Genomic DNA, 15,028 nt, shown 5'->3' with positions numbered 1-15,028 from the left:
CAGGGCTAACCTCGCCCTGCATTCCAACGCCTTTACCACGCGCGCTGTTGCAGAGACCTCGGCAGGCACCGATGTGCCGGGCTGGAGCAGTCATTGGAGTCTGCGTTGTTTCGCATAGGCAGGTGTCAGCAGCGAGGCTTCTTTGGCCAACGTCGCTGGCTCGTCAGGTCGCTTCAACGGCCCGACGACAAACAGGTAGCACACAAACGCACCCGCGGCATTGAGGGCCACGTAGATCAACGCGCCGTTAAACGAGCCCATCGACTGCACCATATAGCCGATCACCACCGGCGTGACGATACCGGCGACACTGCCAAAGGTGTTAAAGATCGCGCCGTTCATGCCCGCACTGTTTTTCGGCGACACGTCAGCAATGATCGCCCAGCCTAACGCGCCCATGCCCTTGCCAAAAAACGCGACGGCCATAAACACCACCACCAGCAGATCGGTCTGCACGTAGTTGCACAGGATCATGCTCATCGACAATGCCATGCCGATAAAAATGGGCAGTTTGCGCGCCATCGTCAGGCTGATGCCCTTGCGCAGCATCCAGTCCGATACCATGCCGCCGCTGATGCCACCGATAAAACCGAAGATCGCGGGAATGGCCGCCAACAGCCCGGCATTGAGCAACGACAGCCCGCGCTGTTGCACCAGGTACACGGGAAACCAAGTCAGGAAGAAAAACGTCAGGGTGCTGATGCAGAACTGCGCCATATAGATACCGACAAACATGCGCTGGCTCAGCAAACTGCGAGCGCTGGCCCAGGTATCGCGCCAGCTGTGTTGCTTGCCAGGTACGGCCGCCTGCTCTTGCAGGCCAGCACCGCCGGCGCGGATTTCTTCCAACTCGACAGTCGTCAGCGTAGCGTGGTCCAGCGGTGCCTTGATGCGCGCGATAAACACAATGCCCATGGCCACACCGGCAAACCCCATCACGTAGAAAATCCACGGCCAGCCCCATCGTGTGGAGATCCAGGCCAGTAACGGCGTGAACACGACTGCGGCAAAATACTGCGACGCGTTGAAGACAGCGGTCGCGGTGCCGCGCTCAGCGGTGGGAAACCACATTGAGACGATTTTGCTGTTAGCTGGAAAGCACGGCGCTTCGGCGGCACCCACCATGAAGCGTAGGGCAAACACCGCGAAGAAGGCCACGCCCACCGGCATCATTGCCACGGTGCCGATGGCAGCAGTGAATACCGACCAGGCAATAATCGCGATGCCCAATACCTTGATGCTGCCAAAGCGGTCAATCGCCAGCCCGCCCGGCAGTTGCAGCAACATATAGGCCCAGGCAAAGGCGGAAAACAGCCAGCCCATTTCGCCGTGACTCAAACCCATTTCGTGGGACAGGCTCGCGCCCGCAATGGACAGCGTGGCGCGGTCGCCCTGGTTGATGATCATCATGATGAACAGCAGGATGATCACCTCAAAACGGCGGTGTTCAGCGATGAAGCGTCGAAGAGAACGTGTTGTTTTCATTGTATTCTCGATGCCGAAAAACGGAGGTGCCCGGGTCAGACCCGGGTTTCGCGAATGATCGCGTCGCGGCGCTGCCTGACCTCGGGGCGCAAGGCGGTGCCCAACCCCGGTAGAGTCGGGGCGGCGGCGTGGCCATGAGTGATCTCGGGCAGGTGCGTGACCAGTTCGCCATACCAGGTCGACAGCGAGGCGCGCACCACTTCCTGCAATACGGCGGTGGGTGCATGGATGCCCAGTTGCAGGCCAGCAAACAAGGCCACCGGGCCTGTGCAGTCGTGGGGGGCCAAGGGTTTGTTGTAGACCTGCGCCAGTGCCGCGATCTTGCGGGCCTCGGTAAAACCGCCGCACCAGACCAGATCGAGCATCAGATAGTCGAGGCTGCCGGCGTTCAGCAGGTCGCGGTAGGCCACGCTGCCGCCGAGGGTTTCACTGGCGCAGATCGGCACGCGTGTGCGGCTGCGCAGGTCGGCGAGCGCCTGGACGTCGTCCATTTTGCACAGCGGGTCTTCGACCCAATACACGTCGAACGGCTCCAGCGCCTGGCAAATACGCAACGCGGCTGCGCTGTCCCACAGGCTGTGAAGTTCACACATGATTTCGATGCGATTACCCACTGCTTCGCGGATCTGGCGGAACACCTCAACACCCTTCTCGACCTCGGCAAGGCTGATGCTATTGGCGCCTGGCTGACGGGCGAATTGGTCAAAGGGCCAGATTTTCATCGCCGTGTAGCCCTCTTCCACCAAGCTGATGGCCAACGCGGCAGGGTCACGGCTGAACGCTAGCTGATCGTCATAGGGGCCTTGGGCGCGGTCGCTGGCACTGATTTCACGGCGAGCGCCTTGTTGGGTGTTGAATTCATAACCGGCACAGGTGTTGTACACGCGAATGCGCTCGCGGCAGGCACCGCCGAGGGCTTCATGGATCGGGATGCCGTGGCGCTGGCCCATCAGATCCCACAGGGCGATGTCCACCGCACTCGCAGCGCGGATCTCCGCACTGGCGCTGTGGTAACCCACATAAGGCGTGGTGAGTTCCAGGGAGATGGCTTCGATTTGCCGCGCGTCCCGACCGATCAGGCCGGGAGCTATCAGCTCATGCACGGCGGCCTCGACGGTGGCCGCGCCGCGGAAGGTTTCGCCGAGGCCGATCAGGCCTTCATCGGTCTCGATTTCCAGCCAGATCAGTTTTGGACGTTCGGGCAGGCGAAGGGTCCGAATGCAGGTAATTTTTGACATTGTTGTTATCCCAAAGCGGTTTTTACTAAATGGTATCGGTACCATTTATAGCTAAAACCTACCTTAGGTTGATCATGCCAACAAGCACATTTGTAAATCGTCGGTGAGTTTTTACCGCTGAGCGGGCTGGAATCAGCCCCGGCTGAGGGTGGTCTCGCGCTGAACAAGGGTGAAGCCGATATCGGTGATCGACTCAGCAGAACCGCTGCCTTGCAGGCGCTCGAGCAGCATGCGCGCTGCGGTATCGCCCATCAGCGTACCATCAATGCGCACAGTGGAAAGTGCCGGAAAGGTATGGGCAGCAAAGCTCATGTCGCCAAAGCCCATCACTGCCAGATCCTGCGGAACCCACAAACCGCGCGCAGCCGCTTCGGTCAATACGCCGTGGGCGATCGTGTCGGAGGTGCAGACAATAACCGGGGGATTCCCCGCTACCAAGGGCTCTTCCGCAAGTAACGCACTCAAGCCTTCGCGCCCCTGCGCCAGGCTCGGCAAGCCTTGGGCGATGCGCTGCGGCACTGCATTGATGCCCTGCTCGGCCAATGCCTTGATAAAACTCGTGGCGCGCCGCAACCCGCGCGGGTCGTCCACCGCCAGCAAGGCAAAGCGTCGATAACCTTGGGCGAACAACTGCCGCGCCACTGCCCGGCCGGCGTCTTCGTGGGAAAAGCCCACGAGCATATCAATCGGCTCAGGGCTCAAGTCCCAGGTTTCGACTACCGGCACACCGGCAGCACGCAGGCGGTTGCGGCTGGCGGGGGTATGCAGGGTACCGGTGAGAATGATGCCATCGGGGCGGCGACTGAGGATCACCTCCAGCAACTCTTGCTCTTGCTCACGCTGATAGCCGGACACCCCGAGCAGCACCTGATAACCCGAACGGGTCAGGCGTTCATTGATCGCCTGGAAGGTGTCGGAAAATATCGGATTGGTCACCATCGGCAGCACCACCGCCACCAAGCGGGTGCGATTGGACTTCAACGAGCCGGCCAAACGGTTGTGCACATAGCCTGTCTGTTCCACCGCCCGCTGCACCTTCAACCGCGTCGGCGCACGGACTGCCTCAGGGTTGTTCAGGTAACGCGACACCGTCATTGGCGCCACTCCCGCCAAGCGTGCGACATCGCGCAGGGTGACTGTGGCCCGTGTTTGACCGCTGTGATCAGGTGGAATCGCCGCCATGTGCTGAGTGATATCCGCGTAGGTTCAAGGTGAGGTGAACGGCAGATGCTAACAGTTGCACGATGGCCAAGGCGAAATTCGACCAACCGGCCCTTGACAGATTGAGAGCGCTCTCATCAGGATGCGACCTCCAACCCACAGGAGATGCTGTATGCAAAACGCCCCACAGACACGCCGTACGCCCTGGTTCAAAGGGCTGCTGGCGGGCACATTGATCACCGGCGCCGCGCAGGCCGCCGAGCTTCCGGACCCGGTGCCATTGCACTACCTGAATATCCAAACCATTCAGCCGCAAACCCGCGCGGCCTTCGTAGCCTCAATGCGCAACAACGCCCTGCAAAGCCGCAAAGAGGCGGCAAACATTGTGTTCGACGTCGGTGACCTGGGCGGCAACGACCCGACATTGGTGCTGTTCGAAAGCTGGCGCGACCGTGCCGGGTACCTTCAACACGAGGGCTCTGCGCATGTGGCGCCGGTGATCGCGTTGGTGCCCACCGGTTTTGCCCGACCCGAGCGAAAGTACTTGCTGCAGAACGTCGTGGACCTGCCCGCCCCCGCCCGCAAAGCGATCGACCAGCCCAGCGAGACCCGCAACGTGGTCGCGCTGGTGAAGATCAAGGCGGCGCAACGCCAGGCGTTTATCGATGGCGTAAGGCCCGTGATCGAGCAGTCACGTCAAGCCCAGGGCAACCTGGTGTTCGACGTTTACCAGCAACACAACGACGCCAATACTTTTGTCATCTATCAACGCTGGACGGATGCAAAGGCCTATCAACGCCAGCGCTTGACCGCCTACACCAACGCCTTCAGCGCGCAATTGAACACCTGGGTGGATGGCGCTCCAGAAGTTCTGGACCTCAAAGACCGCATCGAGAATTAAACCGCCAAGCGCAAAAAAACTCGCTTGACTTAAAAATGGTACCGATACCATTCTGAAAAAGAGCGCGCTGATATCAGCCGCCGCGTCGCCGCTACAACACCCAATAAAAAAGGAGATGCACCTCATGCAACGACGTAGATTGATCCAAGGCGCCGCCATCCTGGCGTTCGCCCTGCCCGCCCTGGGCTTTGCCGCTACCACACCGGCTGCCGCCGATAGACTCACAACCGAAGTCAGTGCCGATGCCATCGTCAACGCCGTGGCCGCCACCCGCGACGGCACGTTGTTTGTCGGCCTGCCACGCTGGCACGCCACGACGCACACCTCCTCATTGGCCCGTGTAAAGGATGCGACCCATCTCACCCCATTCCCAGGCGGCGACTGGAACAACTGGGCGCCGGGCAAGGATGTGAAAAACGCCTTTGTGCAGGTCAACTCCGTGCATGTTTTCGACGACGACACCGTGTGGATCGTCGACCAGGGCGCCCCCGACAACCAGACCACGCTGCCCGGCGCCGCGAAAGTCGCGCAGTTCGACAGCAAGACCGGCAAGACCCTACGCGTGTTGCGTTTCGACGATAAAATCCTGCCACCAGGCGCGGTTATGAATGACCTGCGGGTGTTCGACAACCGCGTCTATATCACTGACGCCGGCGTCGGCGGCCTGATCGTGCACGACCTGAAAACCGGCAAGACCCTGCGCCGCCTGCACAATCGCCCGCAGCTACGCCAACCGTTGGACAGCCCGCTGCTGGCCACCAACGGCCGGCTCTATGAGGACGAAAACGGCAAACGCCCGCAAGTCCACGCCGATATGCTGGAGATTACCCCCAACGGCGAGTGGCTGCTGTTCTCCACGCCGAGCAGCCCGATGTGGAAGATCCCGCGCAAACTGCTCGACGATGCTTCCATCAGCGACGACGAGCTGGAACGCCATATCGTCAAGGCTTTCGATAAAGGCACCATCAACGGCACGTGCATCGACTCCCTGGGCAACATCTACCTGGGCCTGGTGGAGTCACGCAGCATTGGCGTGGTCGCCCCGGATGGCCGCACCGCCACGCTGATCCAGGACGACCGCCTGATCGGCCCGGATGCGCTGTTCATCGACGCCAACCGCCGCCTGCTGATTCCGGCGACCCAAGGTGAGTTGATGGCCAACTTCAACCGGGGCGTGAATGGCACGTCCGGCACCTTTAATGTGTACTCCATGCCGTTGCCAGCCTCGGTGGATGGCATCCCGCTGGGCAATTCGATGTCGTTTCGCAAGTAACTAGACGCCAGCGCCCCCGGCTATAACGGCCGGGGGCGTTCGGCTGAACGCTTTTCGTGGTTCATGCGATACTCTGCGCCTCTTCATTCAGAGCGCCTGACCTCGCCCCATGAAAAAACCTTTCACGACCCTGGAAGATGTGGCCCTGGCCGCCAATATGTCCCGTGCGCAAACCTCCCGTGCCCTGCGCGGCGACCCGGGCGTGCGCCCTGAGACACGTGAACGTATTGCCGCGATTGCCGCCGAGCTGAACTATCGGCCCAACCTGGCCGCTCGCAGCCTGGTGTCTGCGCACTCCTCCATCGTCGGGCTGATCATTGGCGACCCCAGCAACCCGTTCCATATTCAGTTGGCCCAAGCCGTCGACCGCGCCCTGCTGGCCCGTGGCTTCGAACCGGTGACCACGCTGCGCTCGGCCGAGGATGGCTCGGCGGTGAACGAAACTGAACGGCTACTGCGCTTTCGGGCGGCCGGGGTGATTCTGATCGCACCGCTGATTACCTCCAAAGCCATCAGCACCATTGCCGACAGCCTGCCGTGCGTGTACCTGGGCAGCCAGCGGGTCAATCATCCACGCGTCACGGTGATCACCGTCGACGACAATGGCGGCGTGCGCACCGCGATGGAGCACCTGCTGTCCCTCGGCCACCGGCGTATCGCTCACCTGGGGGGCGGTAACGAGGCGTCAGCACGGGAACGCACCAAGGCGTATTGCGAAGTGATGGAGCAGGCGGGGCTTGAACCGTTTTTCCTGCGCGGCACCCACGATGCTGCTTCAGGCCGCCGTGGTGTGGATGCGCTCTTCACCGACGCCAACCCACCGACGGCGATTTTCGCCTCCAATGACTTCCTTGCACTGGGCGTACTTGACCGTCTAAAGGGCATGGGTTTGTCGGTACCGGAAGACGTCTCCGTGGTCGGTTTTGATGACATCCCAAGTGCTGCCAACTCGGTATTTTCCCTGTCGACCTTGCGCCAGGATATCGATGCCCAGGCACAGACCGCCGTCGATTCACTACAGGAAATCATGGCCAACAGCGCCAAGCGTATCCGCCGCCATGTGATGCCGGTAGAGCTGGTTTTGCGCCACTCATCCGGGCCGGTGAAAGCCATCTGAGCGCTGCATTTCGGGCTGTTTCGCCCCCCTGATGGATTGACGCGACATTGTGTCGCGGCCTAGAATCGCCGCCTGCCAGCTCCGGATGCAACATTTTGTGTCCGTTTTGCTGGCTTTTTTTCGAGACAAAATGAGAACGCTCTCAATTTTTGAGGTGCGTTTATTTTTTGACAAAAAATGAGAGCGCTCTCTACATAAATCGCATTTTTTGTGCGAAATCGGCGCCGAAATGCTGCACCTGATAAGGAGTAAAAATGGACCGTCGAAGTGTATTGAAAGCCGGCATGGTGCTGATCAGCACCAGCGTGGCGGCCTCGATTTTCCGGCCCGCCGGCGCCGCGCTGAGGGTCCTCAACGGTGGCACCAAGTGGCTGGCCAAAGAGACCTTGCCGCCCTCCCCGGTCGACCCGACCAAGCGCATGTTCCTCACCGACAAGGAAGTCGCTCAAGTGACCGCGATCTTCGATCGCCTGATCCCAGCCGATGAAGTCAGCGTCAGCGCTTCCCAGGCCGGTTGCGTGGTATTCATCGATCACCAGTTGGTCACGCCATGGGCGGCGGGCGCCTTGCGTTACCTGAGTGGCCCGGAAGAAAAAGGCAGTAGCACCCAGGGCAATCAGTCCCTAAGAACCCCCGCGTATGTGTATCGCACGGGCCTGGCAGAGCTGGACAAATACTGTCTCGATCACTTGGGCAACAGCTTTGAAGCCCTGAGCATCGAGCAGCAGGATGAGTTGCTGGAGCAGATGGAGAACGGCCAGGTGCAATTGGCGTCTATCCCGTCCAACGCGCTGTTCTCGCAACTGCTTAGCAACGTGCAGGAAGGCTTCTTCGCCGACCCGATCTACGGCGGTAACAAAGACATGGCGGGCTGGAAGATGGTCGGTTTCCCCGGCGCACGTTACGACTACCGCGACTACGTGAACCTCAAGGGCCAGAAGCTCGACATCATCCCCGTGAGCCTTATCGGCCGTATCTGAAGCCCGATTTTCATCCTAATGACGCCGTATAGGCGCATGCCTGATCTGGAATGCATTCATGAATTACAAACGACCTAAAGCCGATGCAGTCATCGTCGGCCTGGGCTGGGCCGGCGCGTTGATGGCCGAAGAACTCACCCGCGCCGGGCTCAACGTAGTGGTGATCGAGCGCGGCCCGTGGGAGCAGACCCACCGCAATATGCCGCCGAGCATTGCCGCCGATGAACTGCGCTACGGCGCCCGCCGCGAGGCCCTGCGCCCGCCGAGCGTCGAGACCCTGACCTTTCGCAATAACCGCCACGAAAAAGCCCTGCCCGGCCGCGACATGAACAACTGGGTGGTCGGCTACAGCGTCGGCGGTGCCGGCAAGCACTGGTCGGCCAACGCCTGGCGCTTCACCCCGGCGGACTTCACTATGGCCACCCGGGTCAAAGAACGCTACCCGAAGATGAACCTGCCCGAAGGCCTGATCGTGCAGGACTGGGGCGTGACCTATGACGACCTGGAACCGCACTACGATCGCTGGGAAAAAATCTCCGGCATCTCCGGCAAGGCTGGCGTACTGAACGGCAAGGTACAACCCGGCGGTAACCCGTTTGAAGGCTCGCGCACCTCGGAATACCCGACGCCGCCGCTGGTGCGTTCGCGCTGGAACGACATGTTCCACCAGACCACCGAAAAGATGGGCCTGCACCCCTTCCCGATTCCCGCCGGCACCATCGGCGCGGCGTTTACCAACCCGCTGGGGATCAACCTGGCGCCGTGCACGTACTGCGGCTTCTGCGGCTTCTATGGCTGTGGCAACTGGTCCAAGTCGTCACCCAACGCTTGCGTGATCCCGGCGCTGATGACTCGCCCCAACTTCACCTTGCTCACCGAGTGCACCGCGCTTAAGGCCGAAAAAGCGGCAGACGGCAAGACCGTCACCGGCGTGACGTTCCTTGATTCAGACAAAAACATCGGCTTTCAACCCGCGGATATCGTGGTGTTTGCCGCGTTCCAGTTCGACAACGTGCGCTTGATGCTGCTCTCCGAAGTCGGCACCCCGTACGACCCGGAAACCCGCAAGGGCACCGTGGGTCGCGCCTATAATTTCCAGACCATGTCCTACGGTTTCCTGTACTTCGAAAACGAGCACATGAACCCGTTCATCTCCACGGGCGCGCTGTCGACCCAGATCGACGACTACAACGGCGACAACTTCGACCACACCGACCTGGGCTTTCTGGGCGGCGCTGGCATCCAGGCACTCAGCGACCAAGCCACGCCGATGGGCATGACCGACCGCGTGCCTGCCGGCACCAAAATGTGGGGCTCGCAGTGGAAAAAAGCGTTCCAGCACAGTTACCAGAACTACGCCAAGATCCAGGGCCAGGGCACCTCCTACGCCCACGTCGAAAGCTACCTGTCGCTGGACCCGAACTACAACGATGCCAACGGCCAGCCGCTGCTGCGCATGACCTTCGAGTACAACGAAAACGACCGCAAGATGGCGCGTTTCGTACGCGACCGCATCGCGGATATCTGCCGTGCCAGCGGCGCCAAGACCTGGGATGCGCAGGCCTTCCCGGATGAGCCCTTCTCGCCCAACCGCGCCTACGACAGCGGTCACACCATTGGCGGCGCCGCCATGGGCCTGGACCCGGCCACGTCGGCCCTCAACCGTTATCAACAAAGCTGGGATGCGCACAACCTGTTCGTGATCGGCGCGTCGTCGTTCCCCAACAACGCCGGCTACAACCCCACTGGCACGCTCAGTGCGCTGACCCTGTGGACCGCCAAAGCCATCATCAATGACTACCTGCGCCAACCTGGCCTGCTGACCCGCTGAGGACAACACCGTGAAAAAGCTCACCAAGCTCGCTGCGGTCGTTGCAGGCTGCGGCATCCTCGGCATGGCCGGGTTTATTGGCTTTGCCAAATATGGCGAACACCGTACGTTCCCGGCCATCAAAGCCGACACCACCGGCCCGATTGCCGCGCAGATCAAGCGCGGCGAATACGTCGCCGCCACCGGCGACTGCATGGCCTGCCACACCGCGCATGGCAAGCCAGCGTATGCCGGCGGTTATGTGCTGGAGACCCCCTTCGGCGTGATCAAAGCGTCAAACATCACGATGGATAAGGAAACCGGGCTCGGCAACTGGGACCTGGCACGCTTCGACAAGGCGGTGCGCCACGGTATCGGCACCCACGGCTATCTGTACCCGGCAATGCCCTATACCGCGTACGCGAAGATGACCGACCAGGACATCGCCGACCTGTGGACCTACATGCAAACCATCGCCCCGGTAAAGCAGAAGGTGGTGGAGAACGAACTGCCCTTCCCTTACAACCAGCGCGTATTGCTGGCGGGCTGGAACCTGCTGTTCTTCCGTGACCAGCCGTTCACCCCGCTGCCGGGCGTGACGGCCATCGTCAATCGCGGTGATTACCTGGTCAACGGCCCGGGCCACTGCGCCGCTTGCCACACCGCCAAAAACTTCCTCGGCGGCGACGTCAGCGCGGCTCTGCAAGGCGGCACCCTGCAAGGCTGGCATGCGCCGGACTTGACCACTAACCCAAGGGTCGGCCTGGGCCACTGGACCGAAGACGATATCGTCAGCTACCTGAAGACCGGCGCCAGCCGTCAGTCGGTAGCGACCGGCCCGATGCAGGAAGCCGTGGAATATTCCACGCAGCATTTGACTGACCCTGACCTGAAAGCGATTGCCGCCTATTTGCAGCAACTGCCGGCCAGTCCGTCAAAAACCACCACCGCTATCGCCGCCACCGACCCGCAAATGGTCACCGGCAAGTTGGTCATGGAAAGCCAATGCAACGCCTGCCACAACACCGATGGCTCGGGCGTACGCCACATGATCCCGGCCCTGAGCGCCAGCGCCCAGGTCAACGCCGACGACCCGGCCAACCTGCTGCATGTGGTGCTCAAGGGTGCCGAAGGCCCAGTCACCGCAGGCAACCCAACCGGCGCCGGCATGCCGCGTTTCGACTGGCGCCTGCCGGACGACAACATCGCCGCCGTGCTCACGTACATCCGCAATAGCTGGGGCAACAGCGCACCACGCGTCACCCCGGACGATGTGAAACAAGCGCGCAGTCAACTCGATGCGCAGCAATGGCTGGACCGTCAATAACAATAATTGCCGGCGGTGCGCCTGCGCGCTGCCCGGCACCACCCTTGGCTCTGGAAGACAACACATCATGGAACTCAAGCGTCTACGCACACTGCCTCAAGGCTCTGCCACTGCCCTGCTGCTCTGCCTCTGCGCCGCCAGCGGCTCGGCCAGCGCTGAAGCCTTCGCCGCCGATTCGCCGTGGATGACCGGCGACTGGGGCGGCCTACGCACCGACCTGCTCAAGCAGGGTGTCGACATCAAGATGGGCTACCTTGGCGAAACCGCCACCAGCCTGCGCGGCGGCTATAGCCGTCACGAGCACCCCACACGCTATTCCGACCAGTTCAACCTGGGCGCTGATATTGATCTGCAAAAATTCATGGGCTGGGAAGACACGCTGTTCAGCGTGGCAATCTCCAACCGTAACGGCCGTGAATTGGGCGAGAAAATCGACGACCCGCGCGCGCGTGGTATGGGCTCGACTCAGGAAATCAACGGCCGCGGTAGCGTCACGCGGTTGGGCGAACTGTGGCTGAGCAAGGGTTGGTTCAATGACCGCATCAACCTCAAGGCCGGTCGTTTTGCCGTGAGCGACGAGTTCGCGTCGGAAGATTGCGTGTTCCAGAACCTGGCCTTTTGCGGCTCGCAACCGGGCAACTACGTCGACAGCATCTACAACGGCCCGATCAGCCAATGGGCGGCGCGCCTGCGCTACCGCCTGACGGACGAGGTGTATGCACAAATCGGCGCATTCAACGTCAACCCGTCGAACCTGGAAAACGGCAACGGCTTCAAGCTCAACACGGCCGGTACCACTGGCACGCTGGTACCGGTGGAGTTGGTGTGGACGCCCCGCGTGAACGACCTGCCGGGCGAGTACCGCCTCGGCTACTTCCGCAGCACGGCCAACGGCACCGACCTCTATAAAGATGACAACCGCCAACCGGCCGCCCTGACCGGCAACGACTACCGCAGCGTCTCCAGCCGCCATGGTTACTGGTGGGTGGGCAAGCAGCAGGTCACCTCGGTGGATGGCGACCCATCGCGCGGCCTGACCCTGACGGCCAGCCTGTCGTTCTACGACCGTGCGACCACGCCCGTTGCCAGCTACCAGAAGCTCAGCGCCCTCTACAAAGGCCCCTTCGATGCACGCCCCAAAGACGCCCTTGGTTTCGGCGTAGCCCGCGTGCACGGCAGTTCGCACCTGCTGCGCAATGCGCAAACGGCCAATGAAGCCAGCGGCCTGGGCTATGACGACGCAGGCTACGTGCCCGAGCAACACAGCATGTATGTGGCCGAGCTCAACTACCGTGTGCAAGCCACACGCTGGCTGAGTGCGATGCCAAGCCTGCAGTACATCAAACACCCGGACGGCGTGCGGGAAGTGCCGAATTCGCTGGTGTTTGGCATGGAAGTCCAGACGCTGTTTTGACACCCAAGCGTAACTTGACCATAGGCAGTCCATCCCGGCGTTCTGACGGCGATGGACTGTTGGTTTTTAGGGCCCATGACCCCGCTGAATAGGAATGTGCGCGGCTTTTGGTTAGGATGGCGCTTTATAATCATTCTCATTTGCAGGCTTTGCATGTTAGTCGCCTCCCTCCCCTCTACCGCCACACGCATCCTCGCGATCGAGGATGACCCGATACTCGCTGCCGACCTCGATAGCCATCTGGTACAACGCGGGTTTTCGGTCACAGTGCGTCAGGACGGCGGGCACGTCCTCGATCTGCTGCGCGAAGAGCGCTTCGATTTGATCCTGATGGACATCATGCTGCCTGGCAGCAGCGGCCTGCAGGTATTGGCACAGTTGCGCCAACGCCAACGCATCCCGGTGATCCTGATGTCGGCCTTGGGCGCCGAGCAGGACCGTATCACCGGCTTCAGTCAGGGCGCTGACGACTACTTGCCCAAACCCTTCAGCATGTTGGAAATGGACGTGCGCATTGACGCGATCCTGCGCCGCGTCGCTTACGAGCAGGAGCGCCTGGCGCCTATCACCCAACACCCGCAGTTGGTGTTCGACGAACAGCGGGCGGATGTGTGCCGCAACGACGTCTGGGCCAATTTGACCGCCACGGAATATCGGGTGCTGGAAACCCTGGTCCAACACTCCGGCGAGACCTTGAGCAAGGCGTTTCTCTATCAGCAGATCATGCACCGAGCCTATTCCCAGCATGATCGAAGCCTGGACATGCACGTCAGCCGGGTTCGGCGCAAATTGCAGGCCATCGGCTACACCGCCGGGCGCATTGAAACCGTGCGCGGCATGGGCTATCTGCTCACGCCGCTACCGTCATGAAGCTGCCTGGCCGGCACTCGCTGCTGTGGAAGTTGACCGGGGTGCTTGCGCTGTTGTGCCTGCTGGTGATCAGCCTGCAGGCCGACCTGAGCAAGCGCGTGCGCGAGGCGACGGCGTTGCTGCCTGACTCCGCAAAACTCGCCTATGGCACCTATGCACAGCAAGCCGAAAGCGCTTTGAAAGCCCAGGGCGCCCAAGGCGTGGACGGCTTTTTACGCACGCTGCGCGAGCGCGAAAAGGTGTGGGCCGTGGTGGTGGATCAACACCAGCATTCACTGTCTTCCACGCCCCTGAGCGAGCAAGAACGACGCAAACTCGACTTCGTCCGCCCCTTGGACTGGACCGTCGGCAGGCCCGGCAGCCGGCCGACTTTTTTTGTGGCCTTAAGCGATGGCCATGCGCGGCTGGTGATGGAACTGCCCAAGCGCTTTGACCCGCGCCAACACCTGAAGCTCTGGGACATTTTGCTGCAATGGGTGCTGCCCGCCAGCCTGGCACTGCTGCTGGGTTTTCTGTTGTACCGCGTGCTGATTGCGCCGGTGGTACTGCTGCGACGCCAGGCCGCCGCACTGAGCGCCGGCGACCTGGGTGCACGCGTAGGGCCGGCCATGGCCAAGCGTCGGGACGAGCTGGGTGACTTGGCCCGGGCGTTCGATCACATGGCCGAACGGCTGGAGAGCACCCTCACCTTGCAACGCCGCTTGATGCGCGACCTCTCCCACGAACTGCGCACGCCCCTGAGTCGCCTGCGAGTGGCCGGTGAACGCGAGCAGGATATGCACGCCATGCGCCAGCGCCTCGAACGCGAAGTACGCGGCATGGACCAGCTGATCGGCGATACCCTCGAACTGGTATGGCTCGACACGGACCGCCCTGCCCCGACGCTGGAACCGGTGGAGCTGGACCAGCTGTGGGACGTGGTGTGTGCCGACGCAAGCTTTGAAAGCGGGCTGCCCATGGAGCGTTTCCCCTGTGAACTGCCAGCAGATTGCCGCGTGTTGGGTAACCTCAACGGCTTGGCCCAAGCGCTGGAAAACATCCTGCGCAACGCCATCCGTCACTCCCCGCCAGGCGGCACGGTGACACTGGCGGGTGTGCAGGATGAAACCGGGTGGCACGTATGGATCGAGGATCAAGGCCCCGGTGTGCCTGAGGATATGCTCGAACATATCTTCCAGCCTTTCAGTCGCCTCAATGCCGCACGCCCCGGTGGCAGCGGCTTTGGCCTGGGCCTGTCAATTGCGCGCAGTGTCGTGCAACTGCAAGGTGCACAGCTGTGGGCCAGCAACACCGGCAGCGGCTTGCGCATGAACCTATGGCTGCCAAGTGTATAAAATGTAAATCAGATTTACTCTCAGTTGGGAATCACTACTATTTGCGCCACCCTTGGAGACACAGGGTGAGCGCCCCCTCATGTACCTGACGCTCACGCTCCATCGGTCTGATCACCTA

12 protein-coding genes are annotated in these 15,028 nt (G+C 61.4%); 9 read left to right on the top strand and 3 right to left on the bottom strand.

Annotated features, from left to right (window positions below; translation table 11 throughout):
* Positions 1-90: 90 nt before the first annotated feature.
* From ICY20_RS18580 to ICY20_RS18570, 3 genes are all read right to left on the bottom strand, one after another.
* Positions 91-1,485 carry an MFS transporter gene (locus ICY20_RS18580; RefSeq protein WP_194938277.1) on the bottom strand — a complete coding sequence of 465 codons (1,395 nt, stop codon included), beginning with the start codon at positions 1,483-1,485 and terminating at the stop codon, positions 91-93.
* Positions 1,486-1,520: 35 nt separating this feature from the next.
* Positions 1,521-2,723 carry a mandelate racemase/muconate lactonizing enzyme family protein gene (locus tag ICY20_RS18575; RefSeq protein WP_194938276.1) on the bottom strand — a complete coding sequence of 401 codons (1,203 nt, stop codon included), beginning with the start codon at positions 2,721-2,723 and terminating at the stop codon, positions 1,521-1,523.
* Between the two features lie 132 nt (positions 2,724-2,855).
* Complete coding sequence (locus ICY20_RS18570; protein WP_194938275.1) at positions 2,856-3,905, bottom strand: LacI family DNA-binding transcriptional regulator; 1,050 nt, start codon at positions 3,903-3,905, stop codon at positions 2,856-2,858.
* Between the two features lie 151 nt (positions 3,906-4,056).
* Here ICY20_RS18570 and ICY20_RS18565 point away from each other — a divergent pair, with 151 nt between their 5' ends.
* From ICY20_RS18565 to ICY20_RS18525, 9 genes are all read left to right on the top strand, one after another.
* Positions 4,057-4,785: a putative quinol monooxygenase gene (locus ICY20_RS18565; protein ID WP_194938274.1), complete on the top strand. Its 729-nt coding sequence runs from the start codon at positions 4,057-4,059 to the stop codon at positions 4,783-4,785.
* A 124-nt stretch (positions 4,786-4,909) separates the two neighbouring features.
* On the top strand, positions 4,910-6,058 hold the full coding sequence (locus tag ICY20_RS18560; RefSeq protein WP_194938273.1) for an L-dopachrome tautomerase-related protein: 1,149 nt from the start codon (positions 4,910-4,912) through the stop codon (positions 6,056-6,058).
* A gap of 109 nt (positions 6,059-6,167) precedes the next feature.
* A complete protein-coding gene (locus tag ICY20_RS18555) occupies positions 6,168-7,175 on the top strand; it encodes a LacI family DNA-binding transcriptional regulator (RefSeq protein WP_159957082.1) in 1,008 nt (335 codons plus the stop codon).
* A 254-nt stretch (positions 7,176-7,429) separates the two neighbouring features.
* A complete protein-coding gene (locus ICY20_RS18550; RefSeq protein WP_194938272.1) occupies positions 7,430-8,155 on the top strand; it encodes a gluconate 2-dehydrogenase subunit 3 family protein in 726 nt (241 codons plus the stop codon).
* A 58-nt stretch (positions 8,156-8,213) separates the two neighbouring features.
* Positions 8,214-9,986 (top strand): GMC family oxidoreductase, encoded by a 1,773-nt coding sequence (locus ICY20_RS18545; RefSeq protein WP_194938271.1) that lies wholly within the window; start codon positions 8,214-8,216, stop codon positions 9,984-9,986.
* A gap of 10 nt (positions 9,987-9,996) precedes the next feature.
* On the top strand, positions 9,997-11,292 hold the full coding sequence (locus ICY20_RS18540; RefSeq protein WP_194938270.1) for a cytochrome c: 1,296 nt from the start codon (positions 9,997-9,999) through the stop codon (positions 11,290-11,292).
* A gap of 67 nt (positions 11,293-11,359) precedes the next feature.
* Positions 11,360-12,706 carry a carbohydrate porin gene (locus tag ICY20_RS18535; RefSeq protein ID WP_194938269.1) on the top strand — a complete coding sequence of 449 codons (1,347 nt, stop codon included), beginning with the start codon at positions 11,360-11,362 and terminating at the stop codon, positions 12,704-12,706.
* 153 nt (positions 12,707-12,859) lie between these two features.
* Positions 12,860-13,576 carry a response regulator transcription factor gene (locus tag ICY20_RS18530; protein ID WP_194938268.1) on the top strand — a complete coding sequence of 239 codons (717 nt, stop codon included), beginning with the start codon at positions 12,860-12,862 and terminating at the stop codon, positions 13,574-13,576.
* Positions 13,573-14,910: a sensor histidine kinase gene (locus ICY20_RS18525; protein ID WP_159957094.1), complete on the top strand. Its 1,338-nt coding sequence runs from the start codon at positions 13,573-13,575 to the stop codon at positions 14,908-14,910. Before ICY20_RS18530 ends, ICY20_RS18525 begins: the two co-directional genes overlap by 4 nt.
* Positions 14,911-15,028: the final 118 nt, after the last annotated feature.

Source organism: Pseudomonas pisciculturae (genome assembly GCF_015461805.1).
Lineage (GTDB): Bacteria > Pseudomonadota > Gammaproteobacteria > Pseudomonadales > Pseudomonadaceae > Aquipseudomonas > Aquipseudomonas pisciculturae.
This window is presented reverse-complemented; position numbering and strand designations above follow the sequence as displayed.

Excerpts from the sequence above, each read along its gene's own strand:
- ICY20_RS18580 (WP_194938277.1), bottom strand. The coding sequence starts at position 1,485 with ATGAAAACAACACGTTCTCTTCGACGCTTCATCGCTGAACACCGCCGT.
- ICY20_RS18575 (WP_194938276.1), bottom strand. The coding sequence starts at position 2,723 with ATGTCAAAAATTACCTGCATTCGGACCCTTCGCCTGCCCGAACGTCCA.
- ICY20_RS18570 (WP_194938275.1), bottom strand. The coding sequence starts at position 3,905 with ATGGCGGCGATTCCACCTGATCACAGCGGTCAAACACGGGCCACAGTC.
- ICY20_RS18565 (WP_194938274.1), top strand. The coding sequence starts at position 4,057 with ATGCAAAACGCCCCACAGACACGCCGTACGCCCTGGTTCAAAGGGCTG.
- ICY20_RS18560 (WP_194938273.1), top strand. The coding sequence starts at position 4,910 with ATGCAACGACGTAGATTGATCCAAGGCGCCGCCATCCTGGCGTTCGCC.
- ICY20_RS18555 (WP_159957082.1), top strand. The coding sequence starts at position 6,168 with ATGAAAAAACCTTTCACGACCCTGGAAGATGTGGCCCTGGCCGCCAAT.
- ICY20_RS18550 (WP_194938272.1), top strand. The coding sequence starts at position 7,430 with ATGGACCGTCGAAGTGTATTGAAAGCCGGCATGGTGCTGATCAGCACC.
- ICY20_RS18545 (WP_194938271.1), top strand. The coding sequence starts at position 8,214 with ATGAATTACAAACGACCTAAAGCCGATGCAGTCATCGTCGGCCTGGGC.
- ICY20_RS18535 (WP_194938269.1), top strand. The coding sequence starts at position 11,360 with ATGGAACTCAAGCGTCTACGCACACTGCCTCAAGGCTCTGCCACTGCC.
- ICY20_RS18530 (WP_194938268.1), top strand. The coding sequence starts at position 12,860 with ATGTTAGTCGCCTCCCTCCCCTCTACCGCCACACGCATCCTCGCGATC.
- ICY20_RS18525 (WP_159957094.1), top strand. The coding sequence starts at position 13,573 with ATGAAGCTGCCTGGCCGGCACTCGCTGCTGTGGAAGTTGACCGGGGTG.